At 67.8% G+C, this 13,608-nt stretch carries 15 protein-coding genes; 11 read left to right on the top strand and 4 right to left on the bottom strand.

The window, feature by feature from the left end:
- Positions 1-131 precede the first annotated feature (131 nt).
- Genes WS54_RS31450 through WS54_RS31435 form a run of 4 tightly spaced genes read right to left on the bottom strand, consistent with a single transcriptional unit; the run spans position 132 to position 4,210 of the window.
- On the bottom strand, positions 132-515 hold the full coding sequence (locus WS54_RS31450) for a GtrA family protein (protein WP_059781689.1): 384 nt from the start codon (positions 513-515) through the stop codon (positions 132-134).
- Between the two features lie 12 nt (positions 516-527).
- A complete protein-coding gene (locus tag WS54_RS31445; protein WP_034209038.1) occupies positions 528-1,571 on the bottom strand; it encodes a glycosyltransferase family 2 protein in 1,044 nt (347 codons plus the stop codon).
- A gap of 24 nt (positions 1,572-1,595) precedes the next feature.
- Entirely contained in the window at positions 1,596-2,975 is a 1,380-nt protein-coding gene (locus WS54_RS31440; protein ID WP_059781687.1) for a glycosyltransferase family 87 protein, read from the bottom strand.
- Positions 2,972-4,210 (bottom strand): glycosyltransferase family 87 protein, encoded by a 1,239-nt coding sequence (locus WS54_RS31435; RefSeq protein WP_034209471.1) that lies wholly within the window; start codon positions 4,208-4,210, stop codon positions 2,972-2,974. Before WS54_RS31435 ends, WS54_RS31440 begins: the two co-directional genes overlap by 4 nt.
- Positions 4,211-5,263: 1,053 nt before the next feature.
- Here WS54_RS31435 and WS54_RS31430 point away from each other — a divergent pair.
- The 11 genes from WS54_RS31430 to WS54_RS31380 all read left to right on the top strand — a co-directional run bounded on the left by WS54_RS31430 (position 5,264) and on the right by WS54_RS31380 (position 13,603).
- Entirely contained in the window at positions 5,264-5,455 is a 192-nt protein-coding gene (locus WS54_RS31430) for a Flp family type IVb pilin (RefSeq protein ID WP_059781685.1), read from the top strand.
- A 141-nt stretch (positions 5,456-5,596) separates the two neighbouring features.
- On the top strand, positions 5,597-5,788 hold the full coding sequence (locus WS54_RS31425; RefSeq protein WP_034209041.1) for a Flp family type IVb pilin: 192 nt from the start codon (positions 5,597-5,599) through the stop codon (positions 5,786-5,788).
- 82 nt (positions 5,789-5,870) lie between these two features.
- On the top strand, positions 5,871-6,077 hold the full coding sequence (locus WS54_RS31420) for a Flp family type IVb pilin (RefSeq protein ID WP_034209042.1): 207 nt from the start codon (positions 5,871-5,873) through the stop codon (positions 6,075-6,077).
- A 28-nt stretch (positions 6,078-6,105) separates the two neighbouring features.
- Positions 6,106-6,645 (top strand): A24 family peptidase, encoded by a 540-nt coding sequence (locus WS54_RS31415; protein ID WP_059781684.1) that lies wholly within the window; start codon positions 6,106-6,108, stop codon positions 6,643-6,645.
- 43 nt (positions 6,646-6,688) lie between these two features.
- A complete protein-coding gene (locus WS54_RS31410) occupies positions 6,689-8,089 on the top strand; it encodes a hypothetical protein (RefSeq protein ID WP_059781682.1) in 1,401 nt (466 codons plus the stop codon).
- Between the two features lie 35 nt (positions 8,090-8,124).
- Entirely contained in the window at positions 8,125-8,964 is an 840-nt protein-coding gene (gene cpaB, locus WS54_RS31405) for a Flp pilus assembly protein CpaB (protein ID WP_034209045.1), read from the top strand.
- A 103-nt stretch (positions 8,965-9,067) separates the two neighbouring features.
- Positions 9,068-11,002, top strand: coding sequence for a type II and III secretion system protein family protein (locus tag WS54_RS31400; RefSeq protein WP_059781680.1), 1,935 nt, complete (start codon positions 9,068-9,070; stop codon positions 11,000-11,002).
- A gap of 20 nt (positions 11,003-11,022) precedes the next feature.
- Positions 11,023-11,319 carry a hypothetical protein gene (locus WS54_RS31395; protein ID WP_059781679.1) on the top strand — a complete coding sequence of 99 codons (297 nt, stop codon included), beginning with the start codon at positions 11,023-11,025 and terminating at the stop codon, positions 11,317-11,319.
- 25 nt (positions 11,320-11,344) lie between these two features.
- Positions 11,345-12,616: a pilus assembly protein TadG-related protein gene (locus tag WS54_RS31390; protein ID WP_059781677.1), complete on the top strand. Its 1,272-nt coding sequence runs from the start codon at positions 11,345-11,347 to the stop codon at positions 12,614-12,616.
- Positions 12,617-12,629: 13 nt separating this feature from the next.
- Positions 12,630-13,163 carry a TadE/TadG family type IV pilus assembly protein gene (locus WS54_RS31385; protein WP_034209049.1) on the top strand — a complete coding sequence of 178 codons (534 nt, stop codon included), beginning with the start codon at positions 12,630-12,632 and terminating at the stop codon, positions 13,161-13,163.
- On the top strand, positions 13,160-13,603 hold the full coding sequence (locus WS54_RS31380) for a TadE/TadG family type IV pilus assembly protein (RefSeq protein ID WP_059781675.1): 444 nt from the start codon (positions 13,160-13,162) through the stop codon (positions 13,601-13,603). Before WS54_RS31385 ends, WS54_RS31380 begins: the two co-directional genes overlap by 4 nt.
- The last annotated feature ends 5 nt before the right edge of the window (positions 13,604-13,608 follow it).

Raw genomic sequence — 13,608 nt, 5'->3', positions numbered from 1 at the left:
ACAGGTCGATAAAATAATTTATCGGGTTAATTTTGAAATCGGAATCAATCGAATCGATGCGTTACATAAATATAGCGACATTGAATCTGTTAATTGATTGTCCGATTATTGGCGGGAACGGGAAAAGGCGCTTACCGGTACGTCCAGAGCCGGTGCAGCACGAACGTCGTCGGCGGGATCAGCAGCGCGATCGCGACGACGCCCATCGCGCGCGACGCACCCAGCGCCTCGGCGGCGCGCGCGAGCAGCATCGTTTCGACGAAGCCGGCGAGCGTGACCGCGAGAAAGCGCAGCGCGTTGCGGGCGTGCACCGTCGACGAGAAGCTCCACAGCGTATTCGCCAGATACGAGAACGCGGTCGCGCAGAGGAACGCGACCGCATTCGCACTCGCCGGCGTCGCATCGAGCAGCGCGAACAGCGCCGTCGCGACCAGCGTGTGGATCGCGGTCGAGCAGAGACCGGACACGCCGAAGCGCACGAGCCGCGTGCGCTCGGCCTGGAGCAGGCCGATCATGGCAAGCGCACGTCAGCGCGCGCCGATGCGCGCCCTGGCCGGCTGCGCGCGCCGGCGGGGCGGCTGGCGGCGGGCGTCGCGCGCGACCGGCAGTTCGATCACCTTGCCGTGCGCCTGGTACCGGCGGCGGATCAGGTAGACGGGCCGTTGCTTCGATTCGTCGTAGATTCTCCCGACGTATTCGCCGACGACGCCGATCCCGATCAGCTCGATGCCGCCGATGAACAGCGTGACCGAGATCAGCGATGCGTAGCCCAGCACCGGATTGCCGAACAGCAGCGTGCGCAGGATGATGAAGGTGCCGTACAGGAACGCGAGCGCCGCGATGCCGACGCCGATGTAGGTCCAGCTGCGCAGCGGCACGGTGCTGAAGCTGGTGATGCCTTCCAGCGCGAAATTCCACAGCTTCCAGCCGGAAAACTTCGAGTGCCCGGCGCTGCGCGGATCGCGCTGGTACTCGACGATCACGGTCTTGTAGCCGACCCACGCGAACAGTCCTTTCATGAAGCGGTGCCGCTCGGGAAGGTTGCGCAGCGCGTTCACGACCTTGCGGTCCATCAACCGGAAATCGCCGACGTTCTCCGGCAGCTTCACGTCCGACAGCAGGTTGTGAACGCGGTAGTAGATCGCGGCGGCGGTGCGCTTCGCGAACGAATCGCACGCGCGGTTGCTGCGCTTGGCCGCGACGACCTCCGCGCCGTCGCGCCAGTGGTCGATCAGCACCGGAATCAGGCTCGGCGGATCCTGCAGGTCGGCGTCGAGCGGGATCACCGCGTCGCCGGCGGCTTCGTCGAGGCCGGCCGTCAGCGCGGCCTCCTTGCCGAAATTGCGGGTGAGATCGATGACGCGCACGCGCCGCTCGGCGGCGCCGATCCGGACCAGGCGTTCGAGCGTGTCGTCGCGGCTGCCGTCGTTCACGCAGACGATCTCGAAGCGGATCGCGTCGATCGCGCTCAACAACGGAATCACGACGTCGAAGAAGCGCTCGACGGCTTCGCCTTCGTTGTAGAACGGCACGACCAGCGAGACGAGCGGCGTGTAGATGGATTCCCGCATGATGATTCCCCTTGTGATGTCGCTTTACCGGCTGGCGCCGAACGTCGGGCGGCCGGTGCGGCGCATGCCGTGCGCCGGGCGGTGATGCGGTCGGACGGGATGGGCGAATGCGGTCTCGGTCGAGCTGTCGCGCGCATCGGGCATCGACGGCGCGTCGCGTCGTTCCCGGGCGATCCGGCCGACGAGGAGCGCGAGCGACGCGAGCGTCACGAGCGGCATGAACTGGAACGACAGATGCGGCACGATCGCGAGGCCCGCGAGCGGCATCGGCCACAGCAGCATCAGCCATTCGCGATCGAAGTGCCGCCAGCCGTGCGTCCATGCATAGCGCGCGTACCACGCGATCACGATGCCGTACCACGTCAGGTCGTAGTCGTACAGATAGGGGCTGACGAGCAGGCACGCGCATGCGAGGGTCGCGGCGCGCAGCGCGTACGAACAGGCGCCGCGCCACGCGAAGACGACGGCGATCGCGGCAGCCGCGGCCGACAGCAATTGCAGGCCGCGCGCGACGAGCGCGGGCCAGCTGGCCAGCGTCGCGAGCGCGAATGCGGTCGGCATGCGCGCGAGCTGCGCATGACCGGTGCCGACGATCGTGTAGACGTCGGCGATCGTGTGCATGAACGCGAGCCACGGGCCGACGCCGAACGCGAGCGTCGCGAGCAGGGCACCGACGACGATCGTCGCGGCCCACGCGGCCAGCGCGCGCCATTGGCCGGCGCACAGCAGCGCGAGCGGGAACAGCACCGCGAGCTGCGGCTTCATCGTCAGCAAGCCGAAGCAGATGCCGGCCACGACCGGACGGCGGTTCAGCGCGAGCAGGCCGAGGGCGGCGAGCGCAGCCGCGAAGAGGCTCGTCTGGCCGACGATCACCGTGAGGAACGCGCCGGGGAACGCCAGTGCGCACAGCCACGCGGCATCGCGCTGCACGGTCGCCCGGATCGCCGCGGCGAACAGCGCGAGCGTGACGCCGAGCCACAGTGCGAGCGCCAGCGTGTACGGCAGCCAGCCGAGCGGCAGCACGAGCAGCAGCATCGTCGGCGGATAGAGCCACGGTTGCGTGCCACCCGCGAGCGTCATCGTCGGTGTCGCCGACTGCTCGATCGCGAACAGCGTGGCGTAATGCCACGCATCGGCGCCGTGCCCGTGCGCGGCGAGCCACGCGGCGCTCCAGATTGGGGAGAAATCCGGCGACAGCGGCTCGGGTGCGCCGTGGTTCGACACGATCATGCGAACCAGGTAGATGCCAATGAACAGCAGCTCCGTCAGGAGCACGGCGCCCGCATAGAGGCGCACGCGGTCGCGATTGAGCCAGTGCGGACGGCGGCGCGGGCCCGCGATCGGCAGTTCCGGATGCACGTCGATGGCGGAATGCGCATGGCGGGCGAACGAGGGCGTTTTCATTGCTGGCCTCGTGTCGCCAGTGCCGTGCGACGCAGGACGACCAACAGCACCGCGAGCAGCACGACCGGCCCGATTTGCGGCAGCTTCATCAGCCGATTGAACATCTCGAAGACCGGCAGCAGCCACGCGATCACGAGGATGCCCTGGTCGCCGGGCAGCCAGCCTTCGTCGAGACCGTGCGCGATCAGACAGAAGAGCGCGATGCCGAGCCAGGTGAGTTCGTAATGCCACAGATAAGGCGTCGTCAGCAGCGTGGCGACCGCCAGCACCGCGCCACGCAGGCGCATGTCGTGCGTGCGACGCCATACGCTGACGGCCGCGGCGATCGCGAGCAGCGCGACCGCCGCCTGCGCGGCCAGCGCGGCCGCGACCGATGCGCCCGCGAGCCGCAGTGCGGCGAACGGCGTCGGCGACGCGAGCCAGTACGACGCGAGCATGAAATGCTGCGCGCGTACCGTCGACATCGCTTGGCTCACCCCGTGCAGCGCGGCGGGGCCGGCCAGCACGACGCCGGCCGCGGCGAACAGCGCCGCGCTGGTCGCCGCCGCCGCGAAGGTGCGCCACGCACGCGTCGCGATCAGCACGAACGGGAACACGACGGCGAGTTGCGGCTTGATCGCGAGCAGTCCGATCAGCACGCCCGCCACGACCGGACGCTTGCCGAGCAGATGCAGCGCGAGCGCGGCGAGGCCGGCGGTCAGGATGCTGTTCTGGCCGAACAGCGCGGACACGCACGCTGCCGAATACGCGGCGACGACGAGCGCAGCGGCACGCGGCACGGGAAGATGCGCGCGCAGCCCCGACAAGTGCAAGACGGCGAACGCGTAGCATAAAAGACTGCCCGCGAAAAAGAGGAAGTAAGCGGGCAGGAAAGGCACGAGGGCAACCGGCGCGACGAACAGCAGCATCGTCGGCGGATAGAGCCAGGGAAGCGGCCGGCTTTGCAGCGACGCACCGAAGTGCGCGAACTCGGCCCGCGCGAACGACGAAGGGTCGTAGGCCGATGCGGCATGGCCTTGCAACACGAGATGCGATGCGGTCCAGAAGACCGAGAAGTCGGTGCCGGGGCGCGCGGTGGCGTTCGACGTGAAGCCGTCGGTCACGACGCCCCAGACGATTACCAGCGCCACGAAGAGCATCAGCATGATGCAGCTGTACGGAATGATCCGGTCGGCCGTCAGCCATTGAGCACAGCGTATTGCGCGATCGCGCGTTCCACGATTGGCTGTGTACATGATGCCCCGTCTGTCGTGTGGCCGCGTGGTCTGTCGCAGCCGTTTGATGTTGTCGTGCCCCTGCGGATCGATCGCTCTGAAACGGCGTTGTCCGGTGAATTCATTGTTGAAGAAAAAATCGCTCGATGCAAACCGCGCACGGCCGGCCGACATTGAATGTGTTCAGCGATGCGGTTGAAAACCGCCATTTCTGGTATGAGAAAACGCTGCCGCCGGAATTCGTGTTTCCGGCTTGAAACATTCCGCGATTTTTGCGGGCCGTGCATGCCGCCGGACCCGATCCGCACGCGCGGCCCGCCGCGTTCGGGAAAATCCCGAGAAAATTTTTTGGGCCCTTTGTGCAGCGCGGCGACGGGGTTTCACGCCGACCGCATGCGCTCGAACCGCATATATCAAAGTTGAAACATTTAGGCAGCCGGACGTTTGGCGGGAGGGCGTGCGGATCGCCGGAACCCTTGCCGCGCCTCGATTTCGCCCGGGATGGTCCGCTCTTTGCGTAAGCGTTGGCACGGCAGTCGACGATTTGACGACCGGACGGTTCAGACAGAAACGCCGCGCAACCGGTTCGTGAATCACCTGGGGAAAAGACCGGCCGGAGCGCGTCGGGGAACACGCCGCTCCAGTTCGGTCACCCGCGGGAATCGTCGTCGAACGGCCCGAGAGACCCGGTTGCTTCAGGGCAATAAGAAATCGGCATGGCAGTACATGGGGAATAAAAATGAAAGACCACAGCGCATCGCGGTTCGCAAGCCGCGTTAAAGACACATTGCTGCTTTGCCGGGAGCTCGTCTCTCGTTCAATCGAATTCCATGCGTCGAACGGCCGCCGTGCCGCTCCGGTCGCTCGACCTGCCCGGTTCGTCCGGCCGGTCGAACCGTACACGCGTCTCTCGTGCTCCGTCTCGCCGGTACCTGTTCGCACGGACAGGGGCGGTCCGCCCCGTTTCCGCGACTGATCGTCGGCTTCCGATTTCCAGAGTAGTGCCGGTGGTGCCAGCCCCCGACGTCCTGACCGACGAAGGGTATTTCATAGTAGTCCGAAAGGAGAGTGCTCATGTCGAGAATCATCGAAAAGATCGCCTGGTTCGTCGACGATCAGGACGGTGTGACGGCCATCGAATACGGCCTGATCGCCGCACTGATCGCGATCGGCATCGTCGCCGCGCTGACGACGGTCGGTACGGATCTGAAAACCGTCTTCAGCACGGTGGCAGACGATCTGGATTCGATCGTGGCAGCGATTTGACGAACGGTACGGCGAACGGCTCCTCCGAATTGTTCGTCGACACCACACGGCATCAACAACCTGCCTCGACGTATCGATGCCGGATCATTCGATCCTGCCGGCACGCGAGGGCTTTGAAAGTGACTACGCAAGGAGATCATCATGTCCAAGCTCGTTCAGCAAGTCAGCCGTTTCGTACGCGATGAAGACGGCGTGACGGCCATCGAATACGGCCTGATCGCCGCCCTGATCGCCATCGGCATCATCGCCGCGCTGTCGACGGTCGGCAAGGACCTCAAGACCGTGTTCAGCACGATCGCCGACGACCTCGATTCGGCGGTCGCAGCCATCTGATGGAGCGTGCCGCGGACGGCTCGGCCGGTGCAGCGCTCGAGCCGTCCCCGGCGATCCGATCAACCGGAAACCGGAGACCGTCATGCAAGCCGTCATGCGTGCCGCACGTGGCTGGATCGCCGACGAACGAGGCGCGACGTCGATCGAATATGCGTCGCTCGCGTCGATGTTCGCGATCGCGGTACTGGGCAGCGTCGTCACGCTGAAGGGCTCGCTCGGCGACGCGTACGAGATGATCGCCGCGGCCGCGACGGCCGCCGTGACCACCGCGCTGGCGATGGCTTCCTGATCCACCGATTCGATCCGCGAGGTTCGCCATGTTTCCCGTTGCGCCGCCTTACCCGGTTCCGTTGTGCGTGACGCTGCTCGCGATCGCTGCGGCCAGCACCGACATCGCGACCCGTCGCATTCCGAACCGTCTCGTTCTGCTAGGCCTGGCCGGCGCGCTGGTTGCGCAGTGTCTGTTGCACGGCGTGCCGGCGGGCGTGCTCGGCTGGCTCGCCGGGGCCGCAACCGGCTTCGGCCTGCTGCTGCCATTCTACCTGTTGCGCGGGATGGCGGCGGGCGACGTGAAGCTGATGCTCGCGATCGGTGCGTGGGTCGGCGCGGAAATGACGTTTTACATCGCGCTGGCCACGTTCCTGGCCGGCGGGATCGGCTCCGTCGCCTACGCGCTGCTGCGCGGGCGGACGCGCCGGATGTGGGCGAACGTGCGCACGCTGATCGTGCAGCGCTCGCCAGCGGCGCGCGCCGAGGCCGACGACGGCCCCGCCGAGATCGTCTCGGTCGGCACGCTGCCGTACGGCGTGGCGATCGCGGCCGGCACGCTGGGCATGCTGTTCGCGTCGTGCGCATAGCGCGGTGGATGAGCAACGAGGACGCAACGAGGACGCAACGATCATGAACACGAACCACACCGAACCGAGACGCGACGCGCAGGTGACACGCCTGCCCGATCCGCCGCCGTCGCGGGAGGTCCATACGAAGCTGGGCGCGCAGTTGCCGTCGGCGCCCCGCTCGCTCGCCGAAACGGGGCTCGGCATGGCGTTCGTCGCCGGCCTCGTGCTGAAGTCGACGCTGGTGCTCGGCCGCCCGTCGTACCGCGACCTGGTCGAGCGGCACTGCCTGCCGCTCGCGGTGCTCGACGAGGTCTTTGCGTTCCTGGTGCGCGAGCATCTCGTCGAGCTGACCCATCGCGGCGCGACCGATCTCGACGTGACGTTCCGCCTGACCGATGCGGGGCGCGTGCTCGCACTCGAGGAACGGGAACGCAGCAGCTACAGCGGGCCGGCGCCGGTGACGCTCGACGCGTATCTCGCGAGCGTGGCCGCGCATTCGGTGCACAAGCTGCACATCGGCCAGAGCGACGTGTGGGCGGCGTTCGAAGGCGTCGTGATCGACACGGCGGTGCTCGATGCGGCGGCCGCCGCGCTGAACGCGGGCCGGCCGCTGCTGATCTACGGCCCGGCCGGCAGCGGCAAGACCTTTCTCGCCGAGCGGCTCGGCGCGCTGATGCACGGCCGCGTGCCGGTGCCGCACGCGATCTGCGCGGCCGGCGAAGTGATCCAGGTCTACGACCCGCTCGTGCACGTCGACGCGCAAGCCGCGGGCGGCGGCCAGTCGGTCGATCGCCGCTGGCGCCTGTGCCGGCGGCCGGTCGTGATGTCGGGCGGCGAGCTGACGCTCGACGAGCTCGACCTGCGTCGCGACGAAGCGGCCGGCTTCTACCAGGCGCCGCCGCACATGAAGGCGAACATGGGCATGTACGTCGTCGACGATCTCGGCCGCCAGCGCGTCGAGCCGCGGGACCTGCTCAATCGCTGGCTGCGTCCGCTCGATCGCGGCGTCGATTTCATGACGCTCGAATCCGGCAACCGCTTCGTGCTGCCGTTCGACGTTTGGCCGGTGTTCTCGAGCAACCTGGCGCCGGAGCAGTTCTGCGACGACGCGTTCATGCGCCGCCTCGGCTCGAAGCTGCACGTCGGCGCGATGTCGATCGACGACTACCGCGCGGTGTACGACGCGGCCTGCGCATCGCTCGGGCTCGTGTCGGCGAGCGATGCGTTCGACTTCCTGCTGCATCGGCTGCACCTGCCGACCGGCAAGGCGTTTCTCGCGTGCTTTCCGGCGGACCTGCTGCGCCTCGTGGCCGCCGGCGCGCGTTATCGCGGCGATCCGCCCGAGGTGACGCACGACGCGCTGTACGACGCATGGGCGAGTTACTTCGGTGCGGCGCCCGAGCGGGACGGCAGCCATCCGCCGCCCGTCGAGCGCGGAGGCCGTACGTTCGTCACCGGTTGAGCGGTTTCTTTCACGATTCGTCGAGGAGCATTGCCATGAAAAACAGTCGAGCGCTCATGATGCTGGTCGTCGCGATGATCGCGGGTCTTGCCGCGGTCGTGTTCGCGTCCCACTGGCTGGTACAGACGTCCACGAGCTCGGTCACGTCCGTTGCGGTCGCCAGCACCGACCTGAACCTGGGCGAGCCGCTCGGCCCGAACCAGATCCACATGGTGAGCTGGCCGTCGGGCAGCGTGCCGACCGGCGCGTTCACCGATACGAAGGCGCTCGAAGGGCGCGTCGTGCGCACCAGCCTCGCGCGCGGCGAGCCGGTGATCGAGTCGAAGCTCGCGCCGGTCGGCACGAAGGGCGGGCTGTCCGCGGTGATCGCCGACGGCAGCCGCGCGATCACGGTGCGCGTGAACGACGTGGTCGGCGTCGCCGGCTTCGCGCTGCCGGGCAACTACGTCGACGTGATCGTCAACACGCAGGAACAGCAGGGCAAGACCGACGGGCAGAGCATCTCCAAGATCGTGCTCGAGCACATCCTCGTGCTCGCCGTCGCGCAGCAGGTGAGCCGCGACGACACGGCGCCGAAGGTGGTCAACGCGGTGACGCTGGAAGTCACGCCCGAGCAGGCCGAACGGCTCGACGTCGCACGCAGCGTCGGCACGCTGTCGCTCGTGCTGCGCAATCAGGTCGACCAGAAGACGCTGAACACGGACGGCGCGACCAAGCTGACGCTGCTCGGCAAGGCGCCCGCACCCGAAGCGCAGCCGGCGCCCGTTCGCGCGCGGCCGGTCCGCGTGCACGTCGCGTCGCATGCGGCGCCGGAAGCGCGGCGCGATTGCGTCGGCGTGCTGACCGGCGTGAAAGGCAGCGTCGAATGTTTCTGAAGTCATCCATATAGACAGACCAACAGATCGGCCGCCGGCAACGCGTGGCGGCCTTGGAAGTCGATAACCGGCACGGCGCCGGTCTCTCGGGGGATCAGACGAAATGAAGATCAAACCGCAACGCACAGGTACCGGCCCGCTACGCACACGCGTCGCACGGGGTACGACGATGGCCGCGATCCTTTGTTCGGGATGGCTGACCGTGTATGGCGCACTCGCGCAGGAAGGCGTCGAATCGGCGGTGCTGACGAAGGGCGGCGCCAGCGCGCCGGCCGCGGTCGGCAAGGGGCCGATGCAGATGACGATCAGCATGGCGCCGATGCCGGCCGCCGCGCCCGCCGCGTCGGCGGGGCCGCTGCGCGGGCCGAACTGCGTCGGCGCCGTGCGCGAATCGACCAGCGTCGCCGTGCCGCTCGGCAAGTCGCTGCTGGTGCCGATGCCCGAGCCGATCCGCAACCGGACGATCGGCAATCCGGCCGTCGCGCAGGCGACGATGGTGTCGCCGCAGACGCTGTACATCCTCGGGCTCGCGGTCGGCACGACCAACATGATCGTGCAGGGCAGGAGCGGCGCATGCCGCGTGATCGACGTCGCGGTCGGCGCGGACGCCGGCGGCCTGCAGGCGTCGCTGCTGCAACTGATGCCGAACGAGCGCGACATTCATGTGTCGACCGCGGCCGGCACGATCGTGCTCGCCGGCACGGTGTCGAGTTCGCAGGCCGCGCAGCAGGCCGTGCAGATCGCCCACGCGTACGGCGACAGCGCGGGCGATGCGGCGGGCGGCGGCAAGCAGGGCGGCGGCGTGCTCAACATGCTGAACGTCACGTCGCCGCAGCAGGTCATGCTCGAGGTGAAGGTGGCCGAGGTGTCGAAGACGCTGATCAACCAGATGGGCAGCGCGTTCAACATCCAGGGCGGCTTCGGTTCGTGGAGCGGCGCGCTGGTCAGCAACCTGCTCGCGGGCGTCGCGAGCGGCGCCGTGTTCAACAAGGCGAACAACAAGCCGTTCAGCATCGCGGCCGACGCGCAGAACACCGACAACCTCGTCAAGATCCTCGCGGAGCCGAACCTCGTGACGATCAGCGGCCAGGAAGCGACGTTCCTCGCGGGCGGCAGGATCTTCATTCCGATCCCGCAGAGCGGCAGCAACGGCGTCTCGTCGATCACGCTGCAGGAAGAGGAATTCGGCGTGGCGCTGAAGTTCACGCCGACGGTGCTGGCCAACGGCCGGATCAGCCTGAAGGTCGCGCCGGAAGTGTCGGAGCTGTCGCAGACGGGCGTCACGCTGAGCGCGTCCAACATCGGCGGCACGTCGATTCTGCCGCTGATCACGACGCGGCGCGCGTCGACGACGGTGCAGATGAGCGACGGCGAATCGTTCGCGATCGGCGGGCTGATCAAGGACAACGCGACCGGCGCGCTGAAGGCGATCCCGGGTGTCGGCGAAGTGCCGGTGCTCGGTGCGCTGTTCCGCAGCACGTCGTTCCAGCAGGATCGCACCGAGCTGATCTTCCTGATCACGCCGCACCTGGTGAAGCCGCTGCAGACCGCGGACGTCGCGCTGCCGACCGACAGCTTCTCGAAACCGAACGAAGCCGACGTGTATGCGACCGGCAACATGGAAGGCCGCGGCGGCGTGCGCAAGGCAGGCGCACAGCCGAAGCAACCCGCGAACGGCGCGGCCGCCGCCCCGCAGACCCCGGCCCAGGCGCCGGCGCCCGCTCCGGCGCCGCAATCGGAAGCACCGGTCGCACCGGCCGCGCTGCCCGCGCCGCGCGCGCCGCAAGACGCCGACGTGCAGCCGCCGGTACCGGCCGAGCCGCCGAAGGCGCCGGCGCCGGTCGCGGCCGCCGCGCCGCAGTCCGACCCGGCCACCGCGGCGCGTGTCGCGCGCATCGAAGCCGCCGCCGCGCGCCTCGCGGCCGCGGCCCCCGAACCGTCGGCCCAGCCGGCGGCGCGACCGAAGCACCGGATCGCGGCGGCGCCCAAGGCGCAGATTGCGCGTGCGGCCGCCGAACCCCAGTCCACCGATCGTTGAAGCCATCCAAGGGGAAGCTCATGAAATCCGCCTACCTCGTATTCGCGCGCCGCGCGGCGCTTGCCGTCCCGCTCGCGTTCGCGCTTGCCGGTTGCATGTCGTCGACCCCGGTGTGGGACAGCCGCTTCGGCGACTCGGTCCGCACCGTGATGCACGCCCAGATCATCGATCCGCATGCCGGCGAACATCCGGCGTCGGCGTCGGGGATCGACGGCGCCGCCGCCGCGGCCGCGCTCGACAACTACGACAAGTCGTTCAAGCAGACCCTGCCGCCCGCCAATGCGTTCGTGATCGGCATCGGCAAGTCCACCCAGTAACGACGGCACGCTCAGGGAGAACGCCATGAACAGCGCAGCCCGCTATCCGAAAGTCGCGCGTCGCAGCCTGCACCGCCAGCGCGGTGCCGTCGCGATCATCGTCGGCCTTTCGCTGGCGGTGATGATCGGATTCGTCGGGCTCGCGCTGGATCTCGGCAAGCTGTACGTCACGCGCAGCGAACTGCAGAACAGTGCCGATGCCTGCGCGCTGTCCGCCGCGCGCGACCTGACGACGGCGATCAGCCTGTCGGTGGCCGAAGCCGACGGCATCGCGGCCGGCCACCTGAATTTCGTGTTTTTCCAGAAGAAGTCGGTGCAGATGTCGACGAACGCGAACGTCACGTTCAGCGATTCGCTGAGCGACCCGTTCCTGGCCAAGAATGCGGTCACGAAGCCGTCGAACATCAAGTATGTGCAGTGCACCGCGACGCTGAGCAACATCGCCCACTGGTTCATCGAAGTGCTGAACGTGCTGCCGGGCACGAAGCTCGCGAATGCGGCGGAAGTGTCGGCGAGCGCGATCGCGACCGTCGGCGGCGGGCAGACGACCTGTGCGATTCCCGTGTTCGTGTGCCGTGGCCCGTCCGATCCGGCCTACAAGGTCGGCGACTGGATCTCGTCGCCGTCCGGGTCGTCGTCGACCTACGGGCCCGGCAATTTCGGCTGGGCGGCGCTCGACGGGTCGACGAGCGAGACGACGCTCGCGAGCGAGCTGTCGGGCAATACCTGCAACATCACGAGCCCGCCGGACCTGAGCACCACCGGCCTGAAGTCGGCGTCGCAGCGCGCGTGGAATACGCGTTTCGGCATCTATACGAACGGCGCGAACGGCTCGAGCGGCCAGCCGGACTTCACCGGCTACGCCTATGTCGGGCCGAACTACGGGCCGCCGGGAACGGCGGGCATCAAGGGTGACGCGTACACGCAGTTCGTGGCCGACCGCGCGAGCTTCAAGTCGTACCAGGGCGACGGCGCACCGCCGTCGGGCAGCGGCATCGCGACCAACGGCACGGCGACGGCGAGCAACTACACGACGTACGGCGGCGACCGGCGCCTCGCGCTCGCGCCGGAAGGCGACTGTTCGACGCTGAAGGGCAACAGCGGCAAGGTCCACGTCACGCAATGGGATTGCGTGCTGATGCTCGATCCGCTTCCGTTCAGCGCCGGCAGCGGCACGGTCGTCGCGCATCTCGAATACCTCGGCTCGTCGGTCTCCGGCAACAACCCGTGCGCGACGCACGGCTTGCCGGGCAGCGGCAGCGCGTCGGGCACCCAGGTGCCGATGCTCGTTCAATAGCGGAGAGACGGTCATGAAGAAGCTGCCGATTCGTCGTTCGCGCACCCGGGGCGCCGTCGCCGTCGAGTTCGCGCTCGTGCTGATGCCGATGATTCTGCTGGCGACCGGCGTGGCCGAGTTCGGCCGGGCGATCTACCAGTACGAGACGCTGACCAAGGCGACCCGCGATGCGGCGCGCTACCTGTCGGTCTGGTTGCCGACCGACAGCGCGTATCCGGTGTCGCAGGCGCAGTGTCTGGTCGTGTACGGCAGCACGACGTGCGGTACGTCGGGCACCGAGCTGGTGCCGGGGCTCACGACGTCGATGGTCACGATCTGCGACGCCCAGCGCACGACCGGCTGCAGCGATGCGTCCGACCCGGCGCAGTTCGCGAACCTGCCGACCTACGACGCGGACAACAACACGGCAAGCGGGACGGCCACGGGCGCGATCAACGTCGTCGAAGTGAAGATCAGCGGCTACAAGTACCAGCCGATTCCCGCGTATCCGGCGCTGCCGTCGATCACCTTCGGCAACATCGTCACCGTGATGAGGCAGGTGTCATGAACGCGCGCCAATTTCCGCGGTCGCGCCGGCGCGCGCAGCGCGGCGCGGCGATCGTCGAGTTCGCCCTCATCGCGATGGTGCTGATCGTGCTGCTGATCGGCATCTTCGAATTCGGCCGCGTGCTGTTCTACTGGAACACCGCGAGCGAAGCCGTGCGCCTCGGCGCACGCACGGCGGTGGTCTGCGACGTGAACGCCGCGGGCGTCGTGAAGCGCGTGCGATCGCTGCTGCCGCTGCTGTCGAACGCGAACGTCTCGGTCAACTACACGCCGTCGAGTTGCGACATCAACACGTGCTCGTTCGTGACGGTGAGCGTCACGAACGTCACCGTCAAGACCATGATTCCGTTCGTGAACATCACGGTCACGATGCCGCCGTTCACGACGACGCTGCCGCGCGAAAGCCTGAACTCCGCGACGGGCGGCTCCGCCTGCAACTGATCGAA

This window comes from Burkholderia sp. NRF60-BP8 (assembly GCF_001522585.2).
Classification (GTDB): Bacteria; Pseudomonadota; Gammaproteobacteria; order Burkholderiales; family Burkholderiaceae; genus Burkholderia.
The sequence above is the reverse complement of the archived record's forward strand: the minus strand, read 5'-3'. Positions and strand labels throughout refer to the sequence as shown.

What these genes read in the sequence shown, in the direction of transcription:
- WS54_RS31390 (WP_059781677.1), top strand. Translation starts at nt 11,345, where the DNA reads ATGAACAGCGCAGCCCGCTATCCGAAAGTCGCGCGTCGCAGCCTGCAC.
- WS54_RS31425 (WP_034209041.1), top strand. Translation starts at nt 5,597, where the DNA reads ATGTCCAAGCTCGTTCAGCAAGTCAGCCGTTTCGTACGCGATGAAGAC.
- WS54_RS31380 (WP_059781675.1), top strand. Translation starts at nt 13,160, where the DNA reads ATGAACGCGCGCCAATTTCCGCGGTCGCGCCGGCGCGCGCAGCGCGGC.
- WS54_RS31395 (WP_059781679.1), top strand. Translation starts at nt 11,023, where the DNA reads ATGAAATCCGCCTACCTCGTATTCGCGCGCCGCGCGGCGCTTGCCGTC.
- WS54_RS31430 (WP_059781685.1), top strand. Translation starts at nt 5,264, where the DNA reads ATGTCGAGAATCATCGAAAAGATCGCCTGGTTCGTCGACGATCAGGAC.
- WS54_RS31450 (WP_059781689.1), bottom strand. Translation starts at nt 515, where the DNA reads ATGATCGGCCTGCTCCAGGCCGAGCGCACGCGGCTCGTGCGCTTCGGC.
- WS54_RS31445 (WP_034209038.1), bottom strand. Translation starts at nt 1,571, where the DNA reads ATGCGGGAATCCATCTACACGCCGCTCGTCTCGCTGGTCGTGCCGTTC.
- WS54_RS31400 (WP_059781680.1), top strand. Translation starts at nt 9,068, where the DNA reads ATGAAGATCAAACCGCAACGCACAGGTACCGGCCCGCTACGCACACGC.
- WS54_RS31420 (WP_034209042.1), top strand. Translation starts at nt 5,871, where the DNA reads ATGCAAGCCGTCATGCGTGCCGCACGTGGCTGGATCGCCGACGAACGA.
- WS54_RS31410 (WP_059781682.1), top strand. Translation starts at nt 6,689, where the DNA reads ATGAACACGAACCACACCGAACCGAGACGCGACGCGCAGGTGACACGC.
- WS54_RS31435 (WP_034209471.1), bottom strand. Translation starts at nt 4,210, where the DNA reads ATGTACACAGCCAATCGTGGAACGCGCGATCGCGCAATACGCTGTGCT.
- cpaB (WP_034209045.1), top strand. Translation starts at nt 8,125, where the DNA reads ATGAAAAACAGTCGAGCGCTCATGATGCTGGTCGTCGCGATGATCGCG.
- WS54_RS31385 (WP_034209049.1), top strand. Translation starts at nt 12,630, where the DNA reads ATGAAGAAGCTGCCGATTCGTCGTTCGCGCACCCGGGGCGCCGTCGCC.
- WS54_RS31440 (WP_059781687.1), bottom strand. Translation starts at nt 2,975, where the DNA reads ATGAAAACGCCCTCGTTCGCCCGCCATGCGCATTCCGCCATCGACGTG.
- WS54_RS31415 (WP_059781684.1), top strand. Translation starts at nt 6,106, where the DNA reads ATGTTTCCCGTTGCGCCGCCTTACCCGGTTCCGTTGTGCGTGACGCTG.